Annotated in this window: 15 protein-coding genes and 1 tRNA gene; 10 read left to right on the top strand and 6 right to left on the bottom strand. The window is 69.4% G+C overall.

What is annotated here, in order from left to right:
• Positions 1-141: 141 nt before the first annotated feature.
• Positions 142-903 (top strand): SDR family NAD(P)-dependent oxidoreductase, encoded by a 762-nt coding sequence (locus OVA17_RS05045; protein WP_267788591.1) that lies wholly within the window; start codon positions 142-144, stop codon positions 901-903.
• Here the strand turns inward: OVA17_RS05045 and OVA17_RS05040 are convergent.
• From OVA17_RS05040 to OVA17_RS05030, 3 genes are all read right to left on the bottom strand, one after another.
• Positions 830-1501 (bottom strand): DUF6611 family protein, encoded by a 672-nt coding sequence (locus tag OVA17_RS05040; protein WP_267788590.1) that lies wholly within the window; start codon positions 1499-1501, stop codon positions 830-832. The genes OVA17_RS05045 and OVA17_RS05040 overlap by 74 nt on opposite strands.
• Before the next feature lie 280 nt (positions 1502-1781).
• Entirely contained in the window at positions 1782-2186 is a 405-nt protein-coding gene (locus OVA17_RS05035) for a hypothetical protein (protein ID WP_267788589.1), read from the bottom strand.
• Positions 2187-2302: 116 nt separating this feature from the next.
• A tRNA-Gly gene (locus tag OVA17_RS05030) sits at positions 2303-2376 on the bottom strand.
• A 237-nt stretch (positions 2377-2613) separates the two neighbouring features.
• Here OVA17_RS05030 and dcd point away from each other — a divergent pair.
• Positions 2614-3219 (top strand): dCTP deaminase, encoded by a 606-nt coding sequence (dcd, locus tag OVA17_RS05025; protein ID WP_210076838.1) that lies wholly within the window; start codon positions 2614-2616, stop codon positions 3217-3219.
• A gap of 58 nt (positions 3220-3277) precedes the next feature.
• On the opposite strand, the gene OVA17_RS05020 is transcribed toward dcd, so the two are convergent.
• Positions 3278-4042, bottom strand: coding sequence for a MarR family winged helix-turn-helix transcriptional regulator (locus OVA17_RS05020; protein ID WP_267788588.1), 765 nt, complete (start codon positions 4040-4042; stop codon positions 3278-3280).
• A 108-nt stretch (positions 4043-4150) separates the two neighbouring features.
• Between OVA17_RS05020 and OVA17_RS05015 the strand changes: the two genes are divergently transcribed.
• A complete protein-coding gene (locus tag OVA17_RS05015; protein WP_267788587.1) occupies positions 4151-4672 on the top strand; it encodes a MarR family winged helix-turn-helix transcriptional regulator in 522 nt (173 codons plus the stop codon).
• Positions 4673-4809: 137 nt separating this feature from the next.
• Here the strand turns inward: OVA17_RS05015 and OVA17_RS05010 are convergent, their stop codons facing one another.
• Positions 4810-6180: an MFS transporter gene (locus OVA17_RS05010; protein ID WP_267788586.1), complete on the bottom strand. Its 1371-nt coding sequence runs from the start codon at positions 6178-6180 to the stop codon at positions 4810-4812.
• 127 nt (positions 6181-6307) lie between these two features.
• Between OVA17_RS05010 and OVA17_RS05005 the strand changes: the two genes are divergently transcribed.
• The 5 genes from OVA17_RS05005 (at position 6308) to OVA17_RS04985 (ending at position 12451) form a co-directional block, all read left to right on the top strand.
• Positions 6308-8062 carry a DEAD/DEAH box helicase gene (locus tag OVA17_RS05005; RefSeq protein ID WP_267788585.1) on the top strand — a complete coding sequence of 585 codons (1755 nt, stop codon included), beginning with the start codon at positions 6308-6310 and terminating at the stop codon, positions 8060-8062.
• A gap of 368 nt (positions 8063-8430) precedes the next feature.
• Positions 8431-10305, top strand: coding sequence for a molecular chaperone DnaK (dnaK, locus tag OVA17_RS05000; protein WP_103207881.1), 1875 nt, complete (start codon positions 8431-8433; stop codon positions 10303-10305).
• 10 nt (positions 10306-10315) lie between these two features.
• Entirely contained in the window at positions 10316-10930 is a 615-nt protein-coding gene (locus OVA17_RS04995) for a nucleotide exchange factor GrpE (protein ID WP_116239535.1), read from the top strand.
• A gap of 11 nt (positions 10931-10941) precedes the next feature.
• Positions 10942-11922 carry a DnaJ C-terminal domain-containing protein gene (locus OVA17_RS04990; RefSeq protein ID WP_116239534.1) on the top strand — a complete coding sequence of 327 codons (981 nt, stop codon included), beginning with the start codon at positions 10942-10944 and terminating at the stop codon, positions 11920-11922.
• Between the two features lie 91 nt (positions 11923-12013).
• Positions 12014-12451 (top strand): heat shock protein transcriptional repressor HspR, encoded by a 438-nt coding sequence (locus OVA17_RS04985; protein WP_056224717.1) that lies wholly within the window; start codon positions 12014-12016, stop codon positions 12449-12451.
• A 159-nt stretch (positions 12452-12610) separates the two neighbouring features.
• Here OVA17_RS04985 and OVA17_RS04980 read toward each other — a convergent pair whose 3' ends face one another.
• Complete coding sequence (locus OVA17_RS04980; protein WP_210076852.1) at positions 12611-13204, bottom strand: hypothetical protein; 594 nt, start codon at positions 13202-13204, stop codon at positions 12611-12613.
• A 160-nt stretch (positions 13205-13364) separates the two neighbouring features.
• On the opposite strand from OVA17_RS04980, the gene OVA17_RS04975 reads away from it, so the two are divergent.
• Positions 13365-15092, top strand: coding sequence for an ABC transporter ATP-binding protein (locus OVA17_RS04975; RefSeq protein ID WP_267788577.1), 1728 nt, complete (start codon positions 13365-13367; stop codon positions 15090-15092).
• Positions 15089-17260 (top strand): ABC transporter ATP-binding protein, encoded by a 2172-nt coding sequence (locus tag OVA17_RS04970; protein ID WP_267788575.1) that lies wholly within the window; start codon positions 15089-15091, stop codon positions 17258-17260. The genes OVA17_RS04975 and OVA17_RS04970 overlap by 4 nt, the downstream gene beginning before the upstream one ends.
• The last annotated feature ends 60 nt before the right edge of the window (positions 17261-17320 follow it).

The following is a 17320-nucleotide window of genomic DNA, read 5'->3' as shown; positions in this document are numbered from 1 at the left end:
GCCGGCCGCGCGCGAACGTAGCGTGGGCCATCCGCATCGGACGCGACCGGTTCATCGCCCCGATGCGTGAGCCCCGGACAGTTCGGGCGGCCCGCCGTTTCGTGGAGCCGCCCGAACGCTCGGCACCGGGAGGATGGGCGCATGCTGCACTCTCTGGTCACCGGCGCCTCACGCGGAATCGGGCGCGCGATCGCCGTCGCCCTGAGCGCCCGCGGAGATCGGGTCGCCGTCCACTACGGTCAGGACCTCTCGGCTGCCGAGGAGACCCTCGCGCTGCTGCACGGCGACGGACACGTCCTCGTGGGAGGAGACGTCTCCGACCCGGAGACCGCGGAACGCATCGTCGACGACGTCCTCCACGCGTTCGGACGCATCGACGTCCTCGTCAACAACGCGGCCCTCGCCCCGAACCCCTCGACCTCGCACCCCATCGCGACCGTCGACTACGCCACCTGGCACCGCACCTGGGAACGCATGGTCCAGGTCGATCTGCAGGCGCCCGCCAACCTGGTCTTCCTCGTCGCGCGCTCCCTCATCGAACGGGGGCTCCCGGGGTCGATCGTGAACGTGGGCTCGCGCGGCGCCTTCCGTGGCGAACCCGAGTTCCCCGCCTATGGGGCGGCGAAAGCGGGGCTGCACGCGATGGGGCAGTCCCTCGCGGTGGCGCTCGCTCCGCATGGCATCGCGGTCACGAGCGTCGCTCCCGGGTTCGTCGGCACCGACCGGCAGCAGGAGAAGCTGGCCGGAGCGGCGGGCGCCGGCATCCGGGATCAAAGTCCCTTCGGCCGCGTCGCCACTCCCGAAGAGGTGGCGGATGCCGTGGTGTACCTCAGTTCGCCGGGTTCGCAGTGGGCGTCGGGTGCGGTGCTCGATCTGAACGGGGCGTCGCACCTGAGGACGTGAGACCGGTCCCGCGCGGGAGGAAGTGAGCGGCGGGTCGGGGCCGAGGATGGCGGCTCTCGTGGACGACGCGGGACTCCGCCGCGGGGGTGTGCACGACGAGGGCTATCGAGGCGGGTTCCGCCTGCGCCGCGAGCGCCGCGTAGACGTCGCCCCAGGTGAGCGTCACGTATCGGTGTGTCCGATCGAAGGCGGCCCGTCGACCGGCGTCGGCGAGACGTTCGGCGTGATCGCGGAGCGGCGAGGGGTCGACCATCCACGTCCCGGCACCGCTGATCCGCCAGGACTCGCGGACGCGCCGCGCGAAGGGGCGGCTTCTCCATGCCAGCCAGGCCCACGGCACGAGCCACACGACGGCGCCGAGTGCCACGCTTGCCGCGACGGAGCTGGTGTGATGCGCGGCGGCGGCCGCGGCGATGCCGCAGAAGAAGCCGACGTAGGGCCAGATCACCGCCGCGTTCCACACGAGTCGCTCTTCGGGCCTGCCGTCCGGGGGGAGCACCTGCAGGTGCTCGACGACGAGCCCGTGACCGCTCAGTCGCCGTTCGTAGAAGCCCCAGGTTCCGCTCGCGTGAAAGGGGAAGCCGTTGTTCGTTCGCACACGACGATGCTGCGCTCGACGCATCGGCGCGGGGAGGATCCTGACGATACCCATGCGCCCCGCCGACTCGTCGACACGGGCGAACGACTGTCTCCACAGCTGTGGATAACTTTGTGGAGAGCGTGTGTGGAAACCGTCGCAGCCTGTGCAAACACGTGTGGATAAGGCCCGGATTCGTTAACGTGTTCGAAACTACACGCGCGTAATTCCGCGGCGCCGGTCGTCTCCGGAGGTTCCGAGCCCTGTGGAAAGTTCCCCTCTAGGTGCCGCGCCCGCGGGCTCAGCCGAGAAAGGCGAAGAGGAGCCGGACGAACCCCCACGCGCACATCGTGACCCAGAACAGCGTCCACCCGAGCAGGGTGTAGCCCCAGACGGCCTGGCCCACGCTCATGCGACCACGGCGGAAACGGACGCCGAGCACGATGCCGACGACGAGCGCACCCGCGACGACCAGAGCCGCGATCTGCTGCTGCCAGACGATGATCAGCGGGAGCGCGAGGATGACCGCGAACGCCGCCGCGTCGTAGTTGACGCCGGAGGACGCCGCCTGCACGCCCTGCAGCACGAAGAAGGCGACGAGCGCCAGCGCGATGACCACCACCTGCAGCCATCCGAGCGCCTTCACCCAGAACGGCAGGCCTCGATCATCCGTAGCATCCGGATGACGTTCCGCGACCTCTGTCATGGCGTTTCCCCCCTCGTCGCGTCCAGTCTGCCCGTGCGGTGAACGGCCGAGGGGGAGGGGTTGACGGGGGAAAGACAAAGCCCTCCCGAACGGCCTGAGGCCGCCCGCGAGGGCTGTGGAGGGGCTGACGGGAATCGAACCCGCGCTATCTGCTTGGGAAGCAGATGTTCTGCCATTGAACTACAGCCCCGTGCGCCTTGCGGCAGCTCGGCCAGCATAACAGCGTCTGCGTGGCATCCCTCGGCATCCGGGATGATCACGCGATTCGAGCGCGGGGTCGGCGCCGTCGAGACCGCGGGAGATTCGCGAGGACGCACACGTTCGTCGCCCATCGCACGCGGTCTCGACAAACGGATGCGGTTTCGACACCGCCCTCGGCGCCGAAACCCGACCGACGTGACACGGGCCCCGCCCCTAGGCTGGGGCCGTGCTGCTCTCCGATCGCGATATCCGGGCCGAACTCGACGCGAAGCGCCTCGGCCTCGAGCCCTTCGACCCGGCCATGGTCCAGCCCTCGAGCGTCGACGTGCGTCTCGACCGCTACTTCCGGTTGTTCGACAACCACAAGTACCCCTTCATCGACCCCGCCGAGAACCAGCCCGAGCTCACGCGTCTCATCGAGGTCGAGCCCGACGAGCCGTTCATCCTGCACCCGGGCGAGTTCGCGCTCGGGTCGACGTTCGAGCGCGTCAGCCTGCCCGACGACGTCGCGGCGCGCCTCGAGGGCAAGTCGTCGCTCGGGCGTCTCGGGCTGCTCACCCACTCGACCGCGGGGTTCATCGACCCCGGGTTCTCGGGTCACGTCACGCTCGAACTCTCGAACGTCGCGACGCTGCCCATCAAGCTGTGGCCCGGGATGAAGATCGGGCAGGTCTGCTACTTCCGGCTCACCTCGCCGGCCGAGAACCCGTACGGCTCCGGGCCCTACGGCAACCGGTACCAGGGACAGCGCGGCCCGACGGCCTCGCGCTCATCGCTGAACTTCCACCGCACCGACGTCGGCTACACCGACGCGGGTTCTGCGGGACGCTGACCGAATGACGACGCGACGGCCTCCCGAGGGAGGTCCCGCCGCGTCGTGTTCTCGATGATCACTCGGATGCCGCGGACTCGCGCCCACGGGTGAACCCGGCGTCGAAACCGCGTTCGTAGGCGCGCTCGGCCGCCCGGTGTCCGCGGCCGTGTCCGCGCTCGTGCCGGTGGCCGTGCTCCCCGTGGCGGGGCGCGGTGCCGGGGGCGGAGCCATCGGAGGCGCTGTCGCCGTCGGCGCGGTGTCCGTCGGTGCGCCCGCCGTGGCGGGGGCCGAAGCCGTGGTGGGCGTTGCCGCCGTCTTCGCGTCGGTGGTCGCGCTCGCCGCCGCCGAAGCGGGGGCCGCCGCGCATTCCGGGACCGAAGCCGCGGCCGGAACCGGGGCCGAAGTGGCCGGGGCCGAAACCGAAGCCGCGGGGTCCGCGCGGGCCGGCGTCTTCCTCGAGGCCGAGGGCCTCGGAGATCGCGTCGAGGGCGGCGGTCAGGCGCGCGATCTCTTCGGCGGGAACTCCGGCGAGAAGCGCCTGGCGGTCGGCATCCACTCGATCGAGGATCTGGCGACCCTCGTCGGTGAGCGTCCAGCCGTCGCCTGCGGGGGCGATCCATCCCCGGTCGGCGAGGGCGCTGATGCGCTTGCCGCCGCGGGCGATGCGGTCGCTGATCCACGGGGCGTCGAGGCGTCCGTCGATCACGGAGAGGACCGCGACGGTCTTCGGGTGCAGGTCGCTGTCGCGCAACTGCGCGAACAGGCGGTGGTGCAGCGCGTGGCCGACCGTCGTGAGGCGATGGGCGAGGCTGCGGGGGTCAGCAGGTGCGGGGGTGTTCATGGGGGAGTCCTTTCGTTGGCGGTCGATCCGCCATTGCATGTCATGTGACAACGAATGTACTGTGACATGCATTCCCGATGCTTGTCAAGAGACATGTAAAATTTCCGCATGGCCACCGACCCCGCCGACGAGATCGCCGCCGCCCTCGGGCGCCTGCGCGGACGACGCCCGAGGCCGCCGTTCCCGGCCGAGGCGCACCACCACCCGCACGGCGACCACGGTGGCGGGCACGGCGGGCCCTGGGGCCGCGGCGCTCCGCCGTGGGCCGCCGATCCCTCGCACGGACGCTTCGGCGGGCCGGCGCGCCTGCGCATGCTCGACGCCCTGGTCGCGGCATCCGGTTCGCTCTCGGTCAGCGAGATCGGCGAGGCCGTCGGCGTCGACCAGCCGCGCGCCTCGCGCCTCGTGCAACAGGCCGCGCAGATGGGGCTGGTCGCGCGCGAGCCCGACCCCGACGACGCTCGTCGCACGCGCGTGCGCCTCACTCCCGAGGGCGAGAGGCTCGTGTCGGGTTTCCGGGGACGAAGGCGGGATGCCGTGCGCTCGGCACTCGAGTCCTTCAGCGACCCCGAGCGGGTGGAGTTCGCCCGACTCTTGGCGAAGTTCGCCGATTCCTGGCCCCGCGACTGAGGCCGCGGGGCGTAGCTCGCGGCATCCGGCGCTTTGCCACGCAGTCACGCGCTCCGCACGGGTCGCACGGTCGGGGTCGCCGGGCTCGCGCGAAGCATGTGGCACGACCGGCGCCCCGGACCTCGGCCGGCGCGGGATCAGGAGATGACGGCGGGCTTCGCCTTCACCGGGATCAGCAGCAGCAGCCCCGCGCCGAGGATCAGCACGATGCCCAGGATGCCGAGGCGCGTGTCGCCCGTCAGTCCGACGAACAGCGCGAACAGGCCCGGGGCGAGGAACGACACGGCGCGACCGGTCGTGGCGTAGAGGCCGAAGATCTCGCCCTCGCGCCCCTCGGGGGCGACGCGCGCGAGGAACGACCTGCTCGCCGACTGCACCGGACCGACGAAGGCGCACAGGCCGAGGCCCACGATCCAGAACGCGGTCTGCGAGGTGCCGATGAACAGCACCGCGCTGCCGAGCACGATGAGTCCGATGAGCGAGGCCATGATGACGCGCTTGGGTCCGAACCGGTCGTCCAGGCGTCCGGCCGCGAAGGTGCTGATACCGGCGACGACGTTCGCCGCGACGGCGAAGTACAGCACCTGCGTCGAGCTGAATCCGAAGACCTGCGCGGCGATGATCGCCCCGAAGGTGAAGACGCCCGTCAGCCCGTCGCGGAACACCGCGCTGGCGACGAGGAACACCAGGACCTGTCGGCTGTCGCGCCACAGCGATCGCAGCGTGGCCCACAGCAGAACGTAGGAGCGGAAGAAGCTGACCTTCACCCGCCGCTCGCGGGCCGGGATCTCGGGTACGCGCAGCAGCACCGGAATCGCGAAGACGGCGTACCAGAGGGCGGATGCCACCACCGCCAGGCGGATGTTCCAACCGCCGTCCTTGGTCACGGCGAGGAGCCCACCGGAATCCGGATCCCCGAAGCTCTGGATGAACAGCACGAGCAGCAGGATCAGCAGCACGATGCCGCCGACGTAGCCCATGCCCCACCCGAAGCCGGAGACGCGGCCGATGTTCTCGCGGGTCGAGACCTGCGTGAGCATCGCGTAGTAGTTGACGCTCGCGAACTCGAAGAAGACGTTGCCGACCGCGATCAGAGCGGCCCCCAGCACGAGGAAGTGCGGAGTGCCCTCGACGAACACCATCGCCGCCATCGCGATCACCACGAGTCCGGTGTTGATGCCGAGCCAGAGCTTGCGACGGCCGGTGCCGTCGGATCTCTGGCCCAGGACGGGGGCCACGAGCGCCACCACGATCCCGGCGATCATCAGGGCGACGCCGACGAGGGTGGCGTTGTCGGCGAGGGCGCGCACGAGGGCGGGGTCTTTGTCGTTGCCGTCCGCGGCGGCCACGATCGCGGGGTCCACGAAGAGCTGGCTCGCCAGATAGGTGCTGAAGACGAAGGTCGTGACCACGGCGTTGAAGGCCGCGGAGCCCCAGTCCCACAGGGCCCAGGCGAGCACGGGACGGCGTGCGGAGACGTCGGTCGGGGTGGCTGCGGGGGGAGGCATGGGGGTCACGGTAGGGCCCTTCGGTGAACACCCGGTAAGGCCGGGATAAGGCCACGTCGTCGTCGACGTGCGCGTTCAGGTTAGACCCCGGCCCGCGCGTGGGCGCGGAGGAGACTACCGTGGAGTCATGGCATCCGAAACCCCCGTCGACTCCGCTGAGGCAGAGACCACCCCCGAAAAGCTCACCTTCGCCGATCTGGGACTGGATGCCGCTGTGCTCAAGGCCCTGAAGGACGTCGGGTACGAGACCCCCTCCGCGATCCAGGCGGCCACGATCCCGGTCCTGCTGCAGGGGCGCGACGTCGTCGGCCTCGCCCAGACCGGAACGGGCAAGACCGCTGCCTTCGCGCTGCCGGTGCTGTCGCAGATGGAGACCGGCCACAAGAACCCGCAGGCTCTCGTGCTCGCTCCCACCCGTGAGCTGGCCCTGCAGGTGTGCGAGGCGTTCGAGAAGTACGCCGCCCACATCAAGGGCGTCTCGGTGCTCCCCGTGTACGGCGGTCAGGGCTACGGCCAGCAGCTGTCGGCCCTGCGCCGCGGCGTCGACATCGTCGTGGGCACCCCTGGTCGCATCATGGACCACCTCGACAAGGGCACCCTCGACCTGAGCGAGCTGAAGTACCTCGTGCTCGACGAGGCCGACGAGATGCTCAAGATGGGCTTCGCCGAAGACGTCGAGACGATCCTCGCCGACACGCCCTCGACCAAGCAGGTCGCGCTGTTCTCGGCGACCATGCCGGCGCAGATCCGCCGCATCTCGGCGCAGTACCTCAACGATCCCGAAGAGATCACGGTCAAGACCAAGACCGCGACCTCGACGAACATCACGCAGCGTTACCTGATCGTGTCGTACCAGCAGAAGATCGACGCCCTCACGCGCATCCTCGAGGTCGAGAACTTCGAGGGCATGATCGTCTTCACCCGCACGAAGAACGAGACCGAGACGGTCGCCGAGAAGCTGCGCGCCCGCGGCTACACCGCCGCCGCCATCAACGGCGACGTCGCCCAGGTGCAGCGCGAGCGCACGGTCAACCAGCTGAAGTCGGGCAAGCTCGACATCCTCGTCGCCACCGACGTCGCCGCCCGCGGCCTCGACGTCGACCGCATCAGCCACGTCGTCAACTACGACCTGCCGATCGACACCGAGTCGTACGTGCACCGCATCGGCCGCACCGGTCGCGCGGGTCGCACCGGTGACGCGATCAGCTTCGTCACCCCGCGCGAGCGCCGCATGCTCACCGCGATCGAGAAGGCCACGCGCCAGCCGCTGACCGAGATGTCGCTGCCGAGCGTCGACGACGTCAACGCCACGCGCCTGACCCGTTTCGACGACGCGATCACCACCGCCCTCGAGGACACCGCGGCCATCGCGACGTTCCGCGACGTCGTGGCCCACTACGTCGCTCACCACGACGTGCCCGAGGCTGACGTGGCCGCAGCTCTCGCCGTGGTCGCCCAGGGCGACACCCCGCTGCTGCTCGAGGCCGAAGCCTTCCGTCAGCAGCGTTTCGACAACGATCGGCCCGCGCGCGAGGGCGGTTCGCGTGACGGCGGTTCGCGCGACGGCGGCCCGCGCCGCGACACCTCGGGCCGCTTCGCGACCTACCGCATCGCGGTCGGTCGTCGCCAGCGCGTCGAGCCGCGTCAGATCGTCGGCGCCCTCGCGAACGAGGGGGGTCTGCGCCGGGGCGACTTCGGCGCGATCCAGATCCGCCAGGACTTCTCACTTGTCGAGCTCCCCGCCGACCTGTCGAGCGACACGATCGGCCGCCTCGCCGACACTCGGATCTCGGGTCAGCTGATCGACCTGCGCCTCGACCAGGGTGGTCGCTCCGCCAAGCGCAGCGACCGTCCCCAGCGCCGCGACCGCGATCGCGACTGAGCCCCGGCATCCGTTCGACGCCCCCGCTGCCTTCCGGTGGCGGGGGCGTCGTGCGTGCACCGGGCCAGCGGCCCGCGCGACGTGCGCGCCCCCCACTTGAGCGCCGTCCGCGCCGCCGTTTCGGCACACGGCCTGCACGCATCGGGACATGGGCGCTCGGGATGCCGGTGCCCCGCGGCCGCGGAACGCGGAGCGCACAGCGCGCCGGGCGGTACGGCATCCGGAAGTTGAGCCGATTCATATCAACTCTCCTTGACGACCCGAAGGGCGTGCGTTAGCCTTGAGTCATCGCGGCTCAACCCGCGCAGAGACTTTCATCCAGAACCCCGAGTGCGGCAACGGCCGTGCTCACAAGCAAGGAGACACATATGCCCCGTGCAGTGGGAATCGATCTCGGTACGACCAACTCCGTCGTGAGCGTACTCGAGGGTGGCGAGCCCAAGGTCATCGCCAACGCCGAGGGTTTCCGCACGACCCCCTCGGTCGTCGCTTACACGAAGGATGGCGAGGTGCTCGTCGGCGAGACCGCCAAGCGCCAGGCCGTCACCAACGTCGACCGCACCATCTCCAGCGTGAAGCGCCACATGGGCACCACCTGGACCTTCGACGTCGACGGCAAGAAGTGGACGCCGCAGGAGATCTCGGCCCGTATCCTCCAGAAGCTCAAGCGCGACGCCGAGGAGTACCTCGGTGACAGCGTGACCGACGCCGTCATCACGGTGCCCGCGTACTTCAACGACGCCGAGCGTCAGGCCACCAAAGAGGCGGGTGAGATCGCGGGCCTCAACGTGCTGCGCATCATCAACGAGCCCACCGCGGCAGCCCTCGCGTACGGCCTCGACAAGGGTAAGGAAGACGAGCTGATCCTCGTCTTCGACCTCGGTGGTGGAACGTTCGACGTCTCGCTGCTCGAAGTGGGCAAGGACGACGACTTCTCGACCATCCAGGTGCGCGCCACCTCGGGCGACAACCGCCTCGGTGGAGACGACTGGGACCAGCGCGTCGTCGACTACCTCATCAAGCAGTTCAAGGACACGACCGGCGTCGACGTCTCGGGCGACAAGATCGCCCTGCAGCGTCTGAAGGAAGCGGCCGAGCAGGCCAAGAAGGAGCTGTCGAGCTCGACCTCGACCAGCATCAACCTGCCGTACCTGTCGCTCACCGACTCGGGCCCCGTCTCGCTCAGCGAGACCCTCACCCGCGCGAAGTTCGAGGACCTCACCAAGGACCTCCTCGACCGCACCCGCAAGCCCTTCTCCGACGTCATCCGCGAGGCCGGCGTCAAGGTCGACGACATCGCCCACGTGGTGCTCGTCGGCGGCTCGACCCGCATGCCCGCGGTCGCCGAGCTCGTCAAGAAGGAGACGGGTAAGGATGCCAACAAGGGCGTGAACCCCGACGAGGTCGTGGCCGTGGGTGCAGCCCTGCAGGCCGGTGTCCTCAAGGGCGAGCGCAAGGACGTCCTGCTCATCGACGTCACCCCCCTGAGCCTCGGCATCGAGACCAAGGGCGGCATCATGACCAAGCTCATCGAGCGCAACACGGCCATCCCGACCAAGCGCAGCGAGACCTTCACCACCGCCGACGACAACCAGCCGTCGGTCGCGATCCAGGTCTTCCAGGGCGAGCGCGAGTTCACCCGCGACAACAAGCCGCTCGGTACCTTCGAGCTCACCGGCATCGCCCCGGCCCCCCGCGGCATCCCGCAGGTAGAGGTCACCTTCGACATCGACGCGAACGGCATCGTGCACGTCTCGGCGAAGGACAAGGGCACCGGCAAGGAGCAGTCGATGACCATCACGGGCGGCTCGTCGCTCCCGAAGGAAGACATCGAGCGCATGGTGCGCGAGGCCGAAGAGAACGCGGCCGACGACAAGAAGCGCCGCGAGTCCGCCGAGACCCGCAACCAGGCCGAGACCCTGTCGTACTCGATCGAGAAGCTGATCAAGGAGAACGAGGACAAGCTCCCCGCCGAGGTCAAGACCGAGGTGCAGGGCGATGTCGACGCACTCAAGACGGCTCTCGCCGGCGACGACGACGACGCGGTCAAGACCGCGTTCGACAAGCTGAACGCCAGCCAGGGCAAGCTCGGCGAGGCCATCTACGCCTCCTCACAGGCCGCGGGCGAGCAGGCCGACCCCAACGTGGGTCAGCCCGGCAACGGTGAGACGCCGAACCCCGAGGAAGACGTCATCGACGCCGAGGTCGTCGACGACGAGCCGACCGACGAGAACAAGAAGTAAGCGATAGAACATGGCACACAAGGACGACGAACAGCCCACGGGCTCGGGCGCCGGTCCTGACGAGACGGGGCCGGAGGAGAACACCTCCGGCCCCGCGCCGTCGGGCGAGCAGTCCGAGACGCAGGAACCGGATGCCGAGGGCCTGACCATCGACGACATCCTCGGGGCCGAGCAGACGCCCGAGGCCGCCGCAGAGGGGGCTTCCTCCGACAAGGAGGCCTCGCTGCTGATCGACCTCAAGCGCCTGCAGGCCGAGTACGCCAACTACCGTCGGCGCACCGAGGAGCAGCGCGAGCGCGAGATCGAGCGCGCCAAGGGTGAGGCCGTGAAGGGCCTGCTACCCGTCATGGACGACCTCGACCGCGCCGCCAAGCACGGCGATCTGGTCGAGGGCACCCCGCTCGCGGCCATCGGTGACAAGGTGCGGGCCGTGGCCGAGCGCCTCGGCGTGGTCTCGTACGGCGCCGTCGGCGACGTGTTCGACCCGCAGCAGCACGAGGCGATCTTCCAGGCCCCGACTCCGGGCGTGACCGAGACGACGATCCTCGAGGTCGTCGAGGTCGGCTACCGCCTCGGTTCGGTCGAACTGCGACCGGCGAAGGTCGTCGTCGCCGTGCCGGCCTAGGAGGAGGACGAATGGCGAGTCAGGACTGGTTCGACAAGGACTTCTACAAGGTCCTCGGTGTCGACAAGAGCGTCAGCGCTGCCGATCTGAAGAAGACGTACCGCAAGCTCGCGCGCCAGTACCACCCCGACTCGAACCCGGGAGACGCGAAGGCCGAGGCGAAGTTCAAAGAGATCAGCGAGGCCTACTCGGTGCTCAACGACCCCGAGCAGCGCGAGGAGTACGACCAGATCCGGGCCATGGGCTCGGGGGCGCGCTTCTCGGCTCCGGGGGCCGGGGGCGGGGGCGGCTTCGACGACGTCTTCAGCCGCTTCGGCCAGGGGCGTCAGGCGCCATCCGGCGGCTTCGACGACTTCTTCACGATGTTCGACCAGCAGGGCGGCGGCTTCGGCTCCGGCCGGTTCGGCCAGACGACCGGAGGGTTCCGCGGCTTCGGCGGCCCGCAGAAGGGCGCCGACGTCACCGCGCGGACGACGCTCGACTTCGTCACCGCGGCCAAGGGCGAGACCATCACCCTCGCGGGCGAAGACAACGTGCCGTTCAAAGTGAAGATCCCCGCCGGCGTCTCGGACGGGCAGAAGATCCGTCTGCGCGGGCGAGGGCGCAAGTCGCCCGACGGCGGCGAGAGCGGCGACATCGTCGTGACCGTCGCGGTGCGTCCGCACCCGGTGTTCACGAGGGACGGACTCAATCTCCGCCTCACCGTGCCGGTCACCTTCACCGAGGCGGCGCTGGGCGCGACCATCGAGGTGCCGACGCTGGGGGGCGACCCCGTCCGCCTGCGCGTCGCCCCCGGAACGCCGTCCGGCCGCGTGCTGCGCGTCAAGGGACGCGGGATCGAGACCGCGAAGGGCTCCGGCGACCTGCTCGCCGAGGTCCAGGTCGCGGTTCCCACTCATCTCGACGACGCCGCTCGCGAAGCCCTCGAGCGGTTCCACGAGCTCGAGCCCAAAGAGAACCCCCGCGCCGACCTGATGGCCAAGGCGCGATAACATCGCGCGCGTCGCCGAGGTTCTCGGCATCCGATACGACAGGATGCCGAGAACCCGGCACCGCACCCGGCACGACGAATGAGGTGAAGACGTGTCCGAGAGAGAGATCGACGAAGACGCTCCGATCTTCGCCATCGCCGCGGCCGCCGAGCTGTCGAACATGCACCCGCAGACCCTGCGGCAGTACGACCGGCTCGGTCTCGTCGTGCCCGCGCGCACACAGGGTGGGTCACGGCGGTACTCGAGCCGCCACGTGCAGCAGTTGCGCGAAGTCGCACGCCTGTCGGGCGAGGGCATGAGCCTGCCGGCCATCGCCCGCCTGCTCGCCCTCGAGGAGCGGGTGCACGAGCTCGCCCGCCGTGTGAACGACCTCGAACGTCAGCTCACGATCGAGCGGCAGTCCCGCCCCGGGGCCCGTGTCTTCGCGGCCGGGGCGACCGGATCGGTCGTGACCCTCCGCCACGGAGCCCGCGTGCGCCGCGCCACCGACATCGTGCTGTGGCGGCCGCGCGACATGCACGGCGACTGACGCGCCGTCTTCTTCTCGGTCTCTCCCGAGCTGTCGGCCGATAACACCCGTCTTGCTCCGTCGGTACGACGACACAGGGGTGCGCCTCGGTAACAGGGCGGTTCCGCCGAGATCTCCCCGTGTCGAACTCGACGCCCGTTCTCCGGACGGTTCCCCGGGTCAGGCCGGGTCGAGTCGCAGGACCGTGGGCGACTCGCCGAGCTTCATGTCGTCGACCACCCGGATCGTGCGCGCCACCTCGTCGACCGACGCGATGACCGTGCCGAAACGCTCGCGATCCGAGCACACGGCCGTCACGGTGACGAAGTGCGAACCCGTGTCCCACGTGTAGGTGGCGAACGGTGGCGTCTTCGGATCGCTCGGGAGCGGCATCGCGAGCTTCTCGCCCACACCGAGATGGGGGTTTCGGAACGACTCGGTGTCGTCGTACTCCATCGGCATCATCGCGCGCGCCGTTCGCAGCTGGGGCGTGGCCTCTTGCAGCTGCGCCATCACGACGAGCAGCTCGGGGTCGCTCTTCCAGACCCAGACGAGCACGCGCCCGGCCGCGCGGCGCATGAGAAGGGGCGCCGCCTGGCTCAGGATCCAGGCGAACGCACCGCCGCCCGGCTTCGGAGCGGCGCCGGCGGCCTGATTGGCCTGGCTCAGCAGCATGCCGATCGCGGCCTTCCGGTGGCGGCGGCCGCGGAAGCCGAGCGAACCCGTCACGGGCACCCAGAGGTCGGCGGGGGCGTCGGCCTGCAGTCGGGACATGCGATCAGCCTACGATCCGGCGCCGGGGAGCGGGATGCCGACTCCCGGCGTTCGCGGCGGGAGAACGCCCCCATACCGGAGCGGGTGGCCGTTGTCGGAGGTCGGTGCCAGTCTGGGCCCAGCGGTCATCGCGACCGCGTCGATCTCTTCGGAGGGCTTCGTGCTCGGCAAACTTCTCATCCGCTATCTCTCGCGTTATCGCTGGTTGCTGGTCGCCATCCTGGTGTTCCAGGCGGCGTCCGCGATCGCGACGCTCTATCTCCCGCGCCTGAACGCCGACATCATCAACCTCGGCGTCGCGCGCGGTGACACGGGCTTCATCTGGTCGCAGGGCGGGCTCATGCTCGTGATCTCGCTCGGGCAGATCGTGGCATCCGTGATCGCCACCTACTTCGCCGCGCGGGCCGCGATGGCCGCGGGCCGTGACATCCGCCTCGATGTGTTCGAGCGCGTGAGCGGCTTCTCCGAGCGCGAGCTGTCGCAGTTCGGCGCGGGCTCCCTCATCACGCGCAACACCAACGACGTCCAGCAGGTGCAGATGCTGGCGATGATGGGCGCGACCATGCTGGTCAGCGCCCCGCTGCTCGCCATCGGCGGCATCGTCATGGCCCTGCAGCAAGACGTCGGTCTCAGCTGGCTGATCGCCGTGGCGGTGCCCGCGCTGCTCGTGGCGGCCGGGCTCATCATCGCGCGCATGGTGCCGCTGTTCCGCAGCTACCAGACCAAGCTCGACGCGGTGAACCGCGTCATGCGCGAACAGCTCACGGGAGTTCGCGTCGTGCGGGCCTTCGTCCGTGAGCGCATCGAAGAAGAGCGCTTCCGCGAGGCCAACACCGACATCCTCGTGGTGGGTCGCAAGGTGGGCTCCCTCTTCGTGCTGCTCTTCCCGCTGGCGATGCTCGTCCTCAACGTCACGGTGGTCGGTGTCATCTGGTTCGGCGGCATCCAGGTCGATGCCGGCGGCGTCGAGATCGGCACGCTGTTCGCCTTCATCCAATACGTGGCGCAGATCCTCGGCGGGGTGCTCATGGCGAGCTTCATGACCGTCATGATCCCGCGCGCCGCCGTCTCGGCCGAGCGCATCGGCGAGGTGCTCGACAGTCGTTCGACGCTCGAGCGTCCGGCGAATCCCGTCGAGCGACTGCCCGAACCCGGCGCGATCGTGTTCGACGACGTCGCCTTCGCCTACCCGGGCGCGGAGTCTCCCGTCGTCTCGGGGATCAGCTTCACGGCCCGACCCGGCGAGACCGTCGCGATCGTCGGCTCCACCGGTGCGGGCAAGACGACACTCGTCTCGCTCATCCCACGCCTGTTCGACGTCACGTCGGGTGCCGTGCGCGTCGGCGGTGTCGACGTTCGACAGGCCGATCTCGACGTGCTGTGGAAGAGCATCGGGCTCGTGCCGCAGCGGCCCTTCCTCTTCAGTGGCACGGTCGCATCCAACCTCCGCTTCGGACGCGAGGAGGCCACCGACGCCGAGCTCTGGCATGCCCTCGACATCGCTCAGGGTCGTGACTTCGTCGAGGCGATGGAGGGCCGGCTCGAGGGGCGCATCGCACAGGGTGGGACGAACGTGTCGGGCGGTCAGCGCCAACGCCTCGCGATCGCGCGAGCCATCGTGCACCGCCCCGCGGTGCTGGTGTTCGACGACTCGTTCTCGGCACTCGACCTCAGCACCGACGCTCGATTGCGACAAGCGCTGTGGAAAGAGCTGCCCGAGGTGACCAAGATCGTCGTGGCGCAGCGCGTGTCGACCATCACGGGCGCCGACCGCATCGTGGTGCTCGAAGACGGTCGCATGGCCGGTCTCGGCACGCACGACGAGCTGCTCGCCACGAGCGCCACCTACCGCGAGATCGTCGAGTCGCAGCTGGGGGTCGAGGCATGAGCACTCCCGACACCCTCACCGAAGAAGAGCGCGCCGAGGCAGAACTCGCCGAACAGGCGCGACTGAACTCCGGCAGCTGGGACAGCGTCGCGCCCGGGAAGGCCTCGAACTTCGGCCCCAGCTTCCGCCGCCTCGTCGGGCTTCTGCGGCCGCACGCCGCGGCCTTCGTCTTCGTATCGATCCTCGGCGCCCTCGGCGTCGTCCTCGCGGTGCTCGCACCGCGCGTGCTGGGGGATGCGACGAACATCATCTTCGAAGGCGTCGTCTCGAAGGGCCTCGCCCAGCAGTTCGCCGCCGGCACCTCGCAGGTCGAGGTCGTCGACGCACTGCGCTCCGCCGGTCAGAACGACATCGCCAACATCGTCGGCGCGATGGACGACTTCTCCGTGGGGGCCGGGGTCGATTTCGACGCGCTCCGACGCGTCATCGTGACGGTGCTCGCGATCTACGTCGGCTCGTCGCTGCTGTCGTGGATCCAGGGCTACGTGATCAACGTCATCATGGTGCGCACCATGTGGCGCCTGCGCGAAGACGTCGAGGCGAAGATCAACCGCCTGCCGCTGTCGTACTTCGACCGGGTCCAGCGCGGAGAACTCATCTCCCGCGTGACCAACGACATCGACAACATCACGCAGACGATGCAGCAGTCGCTCTCGAGCGCCCTGACCTCGGTGCTGACCGTTGTGGGCGTGCTCATCATGATGTTCACGATCTCGTGGCAGCTCGCGCTCGTCGCCCTCGTCTCGCTGCCGCTCATGGCGGTCATCTTCGGCGTCATCGGGCCGAAGTCGCAGAAGGCCTTCGGCGAGCAGTGGAAGAAGGTCGGTCGCCTGAACGCCCGCGTCGAAGAGTCCTTCTCGGGTCACGCCCTCGTGAAGGTCTACGGCCGCGAGAAGGACGCGCGCGAGAAGTTCGAGGCCGAGAACGAGGAGCTGTACCGGGCGAGCTTCACGGCGCAGTTCCTCTCGGGCATGATCATGCCGGGCATGATGTTCGTCGGAAACCTCACCTACGTCGGCATCGCCGTGCTCGGCGGACTGATGGTGGCCGGCGGGCAGATCCGCCTCGGTGACGTGCAGGCCTTCATCCAGTACTCGCAGCAGTTCACGCAGCCGTTGTCGCAGCTGGGCGGAATGGCAGCGGTCGTGCAATCGGGCACCGCCTCGGCCGAGCGCGTCTTCGCGCTTCTCGACGCCGAGGAGCAGGACCCCGACGCCGCGGACGCCCCGACCCACGTCGACGGACGCGGTGTCATCGAGTTCCAGAACGTCCGGTTCTCGTATACGCCGGAGCGGCCGCTGATCACCGACCTGTCGTTCCGGGTGGAGCCCGGGCAGACCGTGGCGATCGTCGGCCCGACCGGTGCGGGCAAGACCACTCTGGTGAACCTCATCATGCGGTTCTACGAGCTCGACGGCGGGCGCATCCTGCTCGACGGGCAGGACATCGCCGAGCTCCGACGCGACGACGTGCGTTCGCGTACGGGCATGGTGCTGCAGGATCCCTGGCTCTTCGCCGGATCGATCCGCGACAACATCCGCTACGGCCGCGAGAGCGCCACCGACGACGAGATCATCGAGGCCGCCGTGGCGACCCGCGTCGACCAGTTCGTGCACTCGCTCCCCGAGGGGTACGACACCGTGCTCGACGAGGACGCAGCCAACGTCTCGGCGGGCGAGAAGCAGCTCATCACGATCGCGCGGGCGTTCGTCGCGCGCCCGTCGGTGCTGATCCTCGACGAGGCGACCTCGTCGGTGGACACCCGCACCGAGCTGCTGCTGCAGCAGGCGATGGCCGCGCTGCGCCAGGGGCGGACGTCGTTCGTGATCGCGCACCGCCTGTCGACGATCCGCGATGCGGACCTCATCCTGGTAATGGAGCACGGCGACATCGTCGAGAAGGGCACGCACGACGAGCTCATCGCGCTCGAGGGGGCGTACTACCGCCTCTACCGTTCGCAGTTCGAACAGGCCACGACCGACCTCGACCCGGTCTCGGCGGAGGGGCAGCGCGACGGCGACCCGCAGCGCTCACCGGCGACGGATGACGCCGTGGTGGTCTCGGCGATGGCGGTGGCGGCATCCGAGGTCCCTGCCGCGGCGGGTACCGATGGTCCGCCGCGTCCCGCGCAGGGCGTCCCCGCCTCCGAGCCCCGACCCGACGAGTGACGTCACCGCTTCGCGTCAGCCCTCGAAGCCCGCTCGGTTCCGCGCCGGGCGGGCTTCGTC

Source organism: Microbacterium sp. SL75 (genome assembly GCF_026625865.1).
In the GTDB taxonomy this organism is placed as follows: domain Bacteria; phylum Actinomycetota; class Actinomycetes; order Actinomycetales; family Microbacteriaceae; genus Microbacterium.
This window is presented reverse-complemented; position numbering and strand designations above follow the sequence as displayed.

What these genes read in the sequence shown, in the direction of transcription:
- OVA17_RS05035 (WP_267788589.1), bottom strand. Translation starts at nt 2,186, where the DNA reads ATGACAGAGGTCGCGGAACGTCATCCGGATGCTACGGATGATCGAGGC.
- OVA17_RS05045 (WP_267788591.1), top strand. Translation starts at nt 142, where the DNA reads ATGCTGCACTCTCTGGTCACCGGCGCCTCACGCGGAATCGGGCGCGCG.
- OVA17_RS05020 (WP_267788588.1), bottom strand. Translation starts at nt 4,042, where the DNA reads ATGAACACCCCCGCACCTGCTGACCCCCGCAGCCTCGCCCATCGCCTC.
- OVA17_RS05015 (WP_267788587.1), top strand. Translation starts at nt 4,151, where the DNA reads ATGGCCACCGACCCCGCCGACGAGATCGCCGCCGCCCTCGGGCGCCTG.
- OVA17_RS04990 (WP_116239534.1), top strand. Translation starts at nt 10,942, where the DNA reads ATGGCGAGTCAGGACTGGTTCGACAAGGACTTCTACAAGGTCCTCGGT.
- dnaK (WP_103207881.1), top strand. Translation starts at nt 8,431, where the DNA reads ATGCCCCGTGCAGTGGGAATCGATCTCGGTACGACCAACTCCGTCGTG.
- OVA17_RS04980 (WP_210076852.1), bottom strand. Translation starts at nt 13,204, where the DNA reads ATGTCCCGACTGCAGGCCGACGCCCCCGCCGACCTCTGGGTGCCCGTG.
- OVA17_RS05005 (WP_267788585.1), top strand. Translation starts at nt 6,308, where the DNA reads ATGGCATCCGAAACCCCCGTCGACTCCGCTGAGGCAGAGACCACCCCC.
- OVA17_RS04970 (WP_267788575.1), top strand. Translation starts at nt 15,089, where the DNA reads ATGAGCACTCCCGACACCCTCACCGAAGAAGAGCGCGCCGAGGCAGAA.
- OVA17_RS05010 (WP_267788586.1), bottom strand. Translation starts at nt 6,180, where the DNA reads ATGCCTCCCCCCGCAGCCACCCCGACCGACGTCTCCGCACGCCGTCCC.
- OVA17_RS04995 (WP_116239535.1), top strand. Translation starts at nt 10,316, where the DNA reads ATGGCACACAAGGACGACGAACAGCCCACGGGCTCGGGCGCCGGTCCT.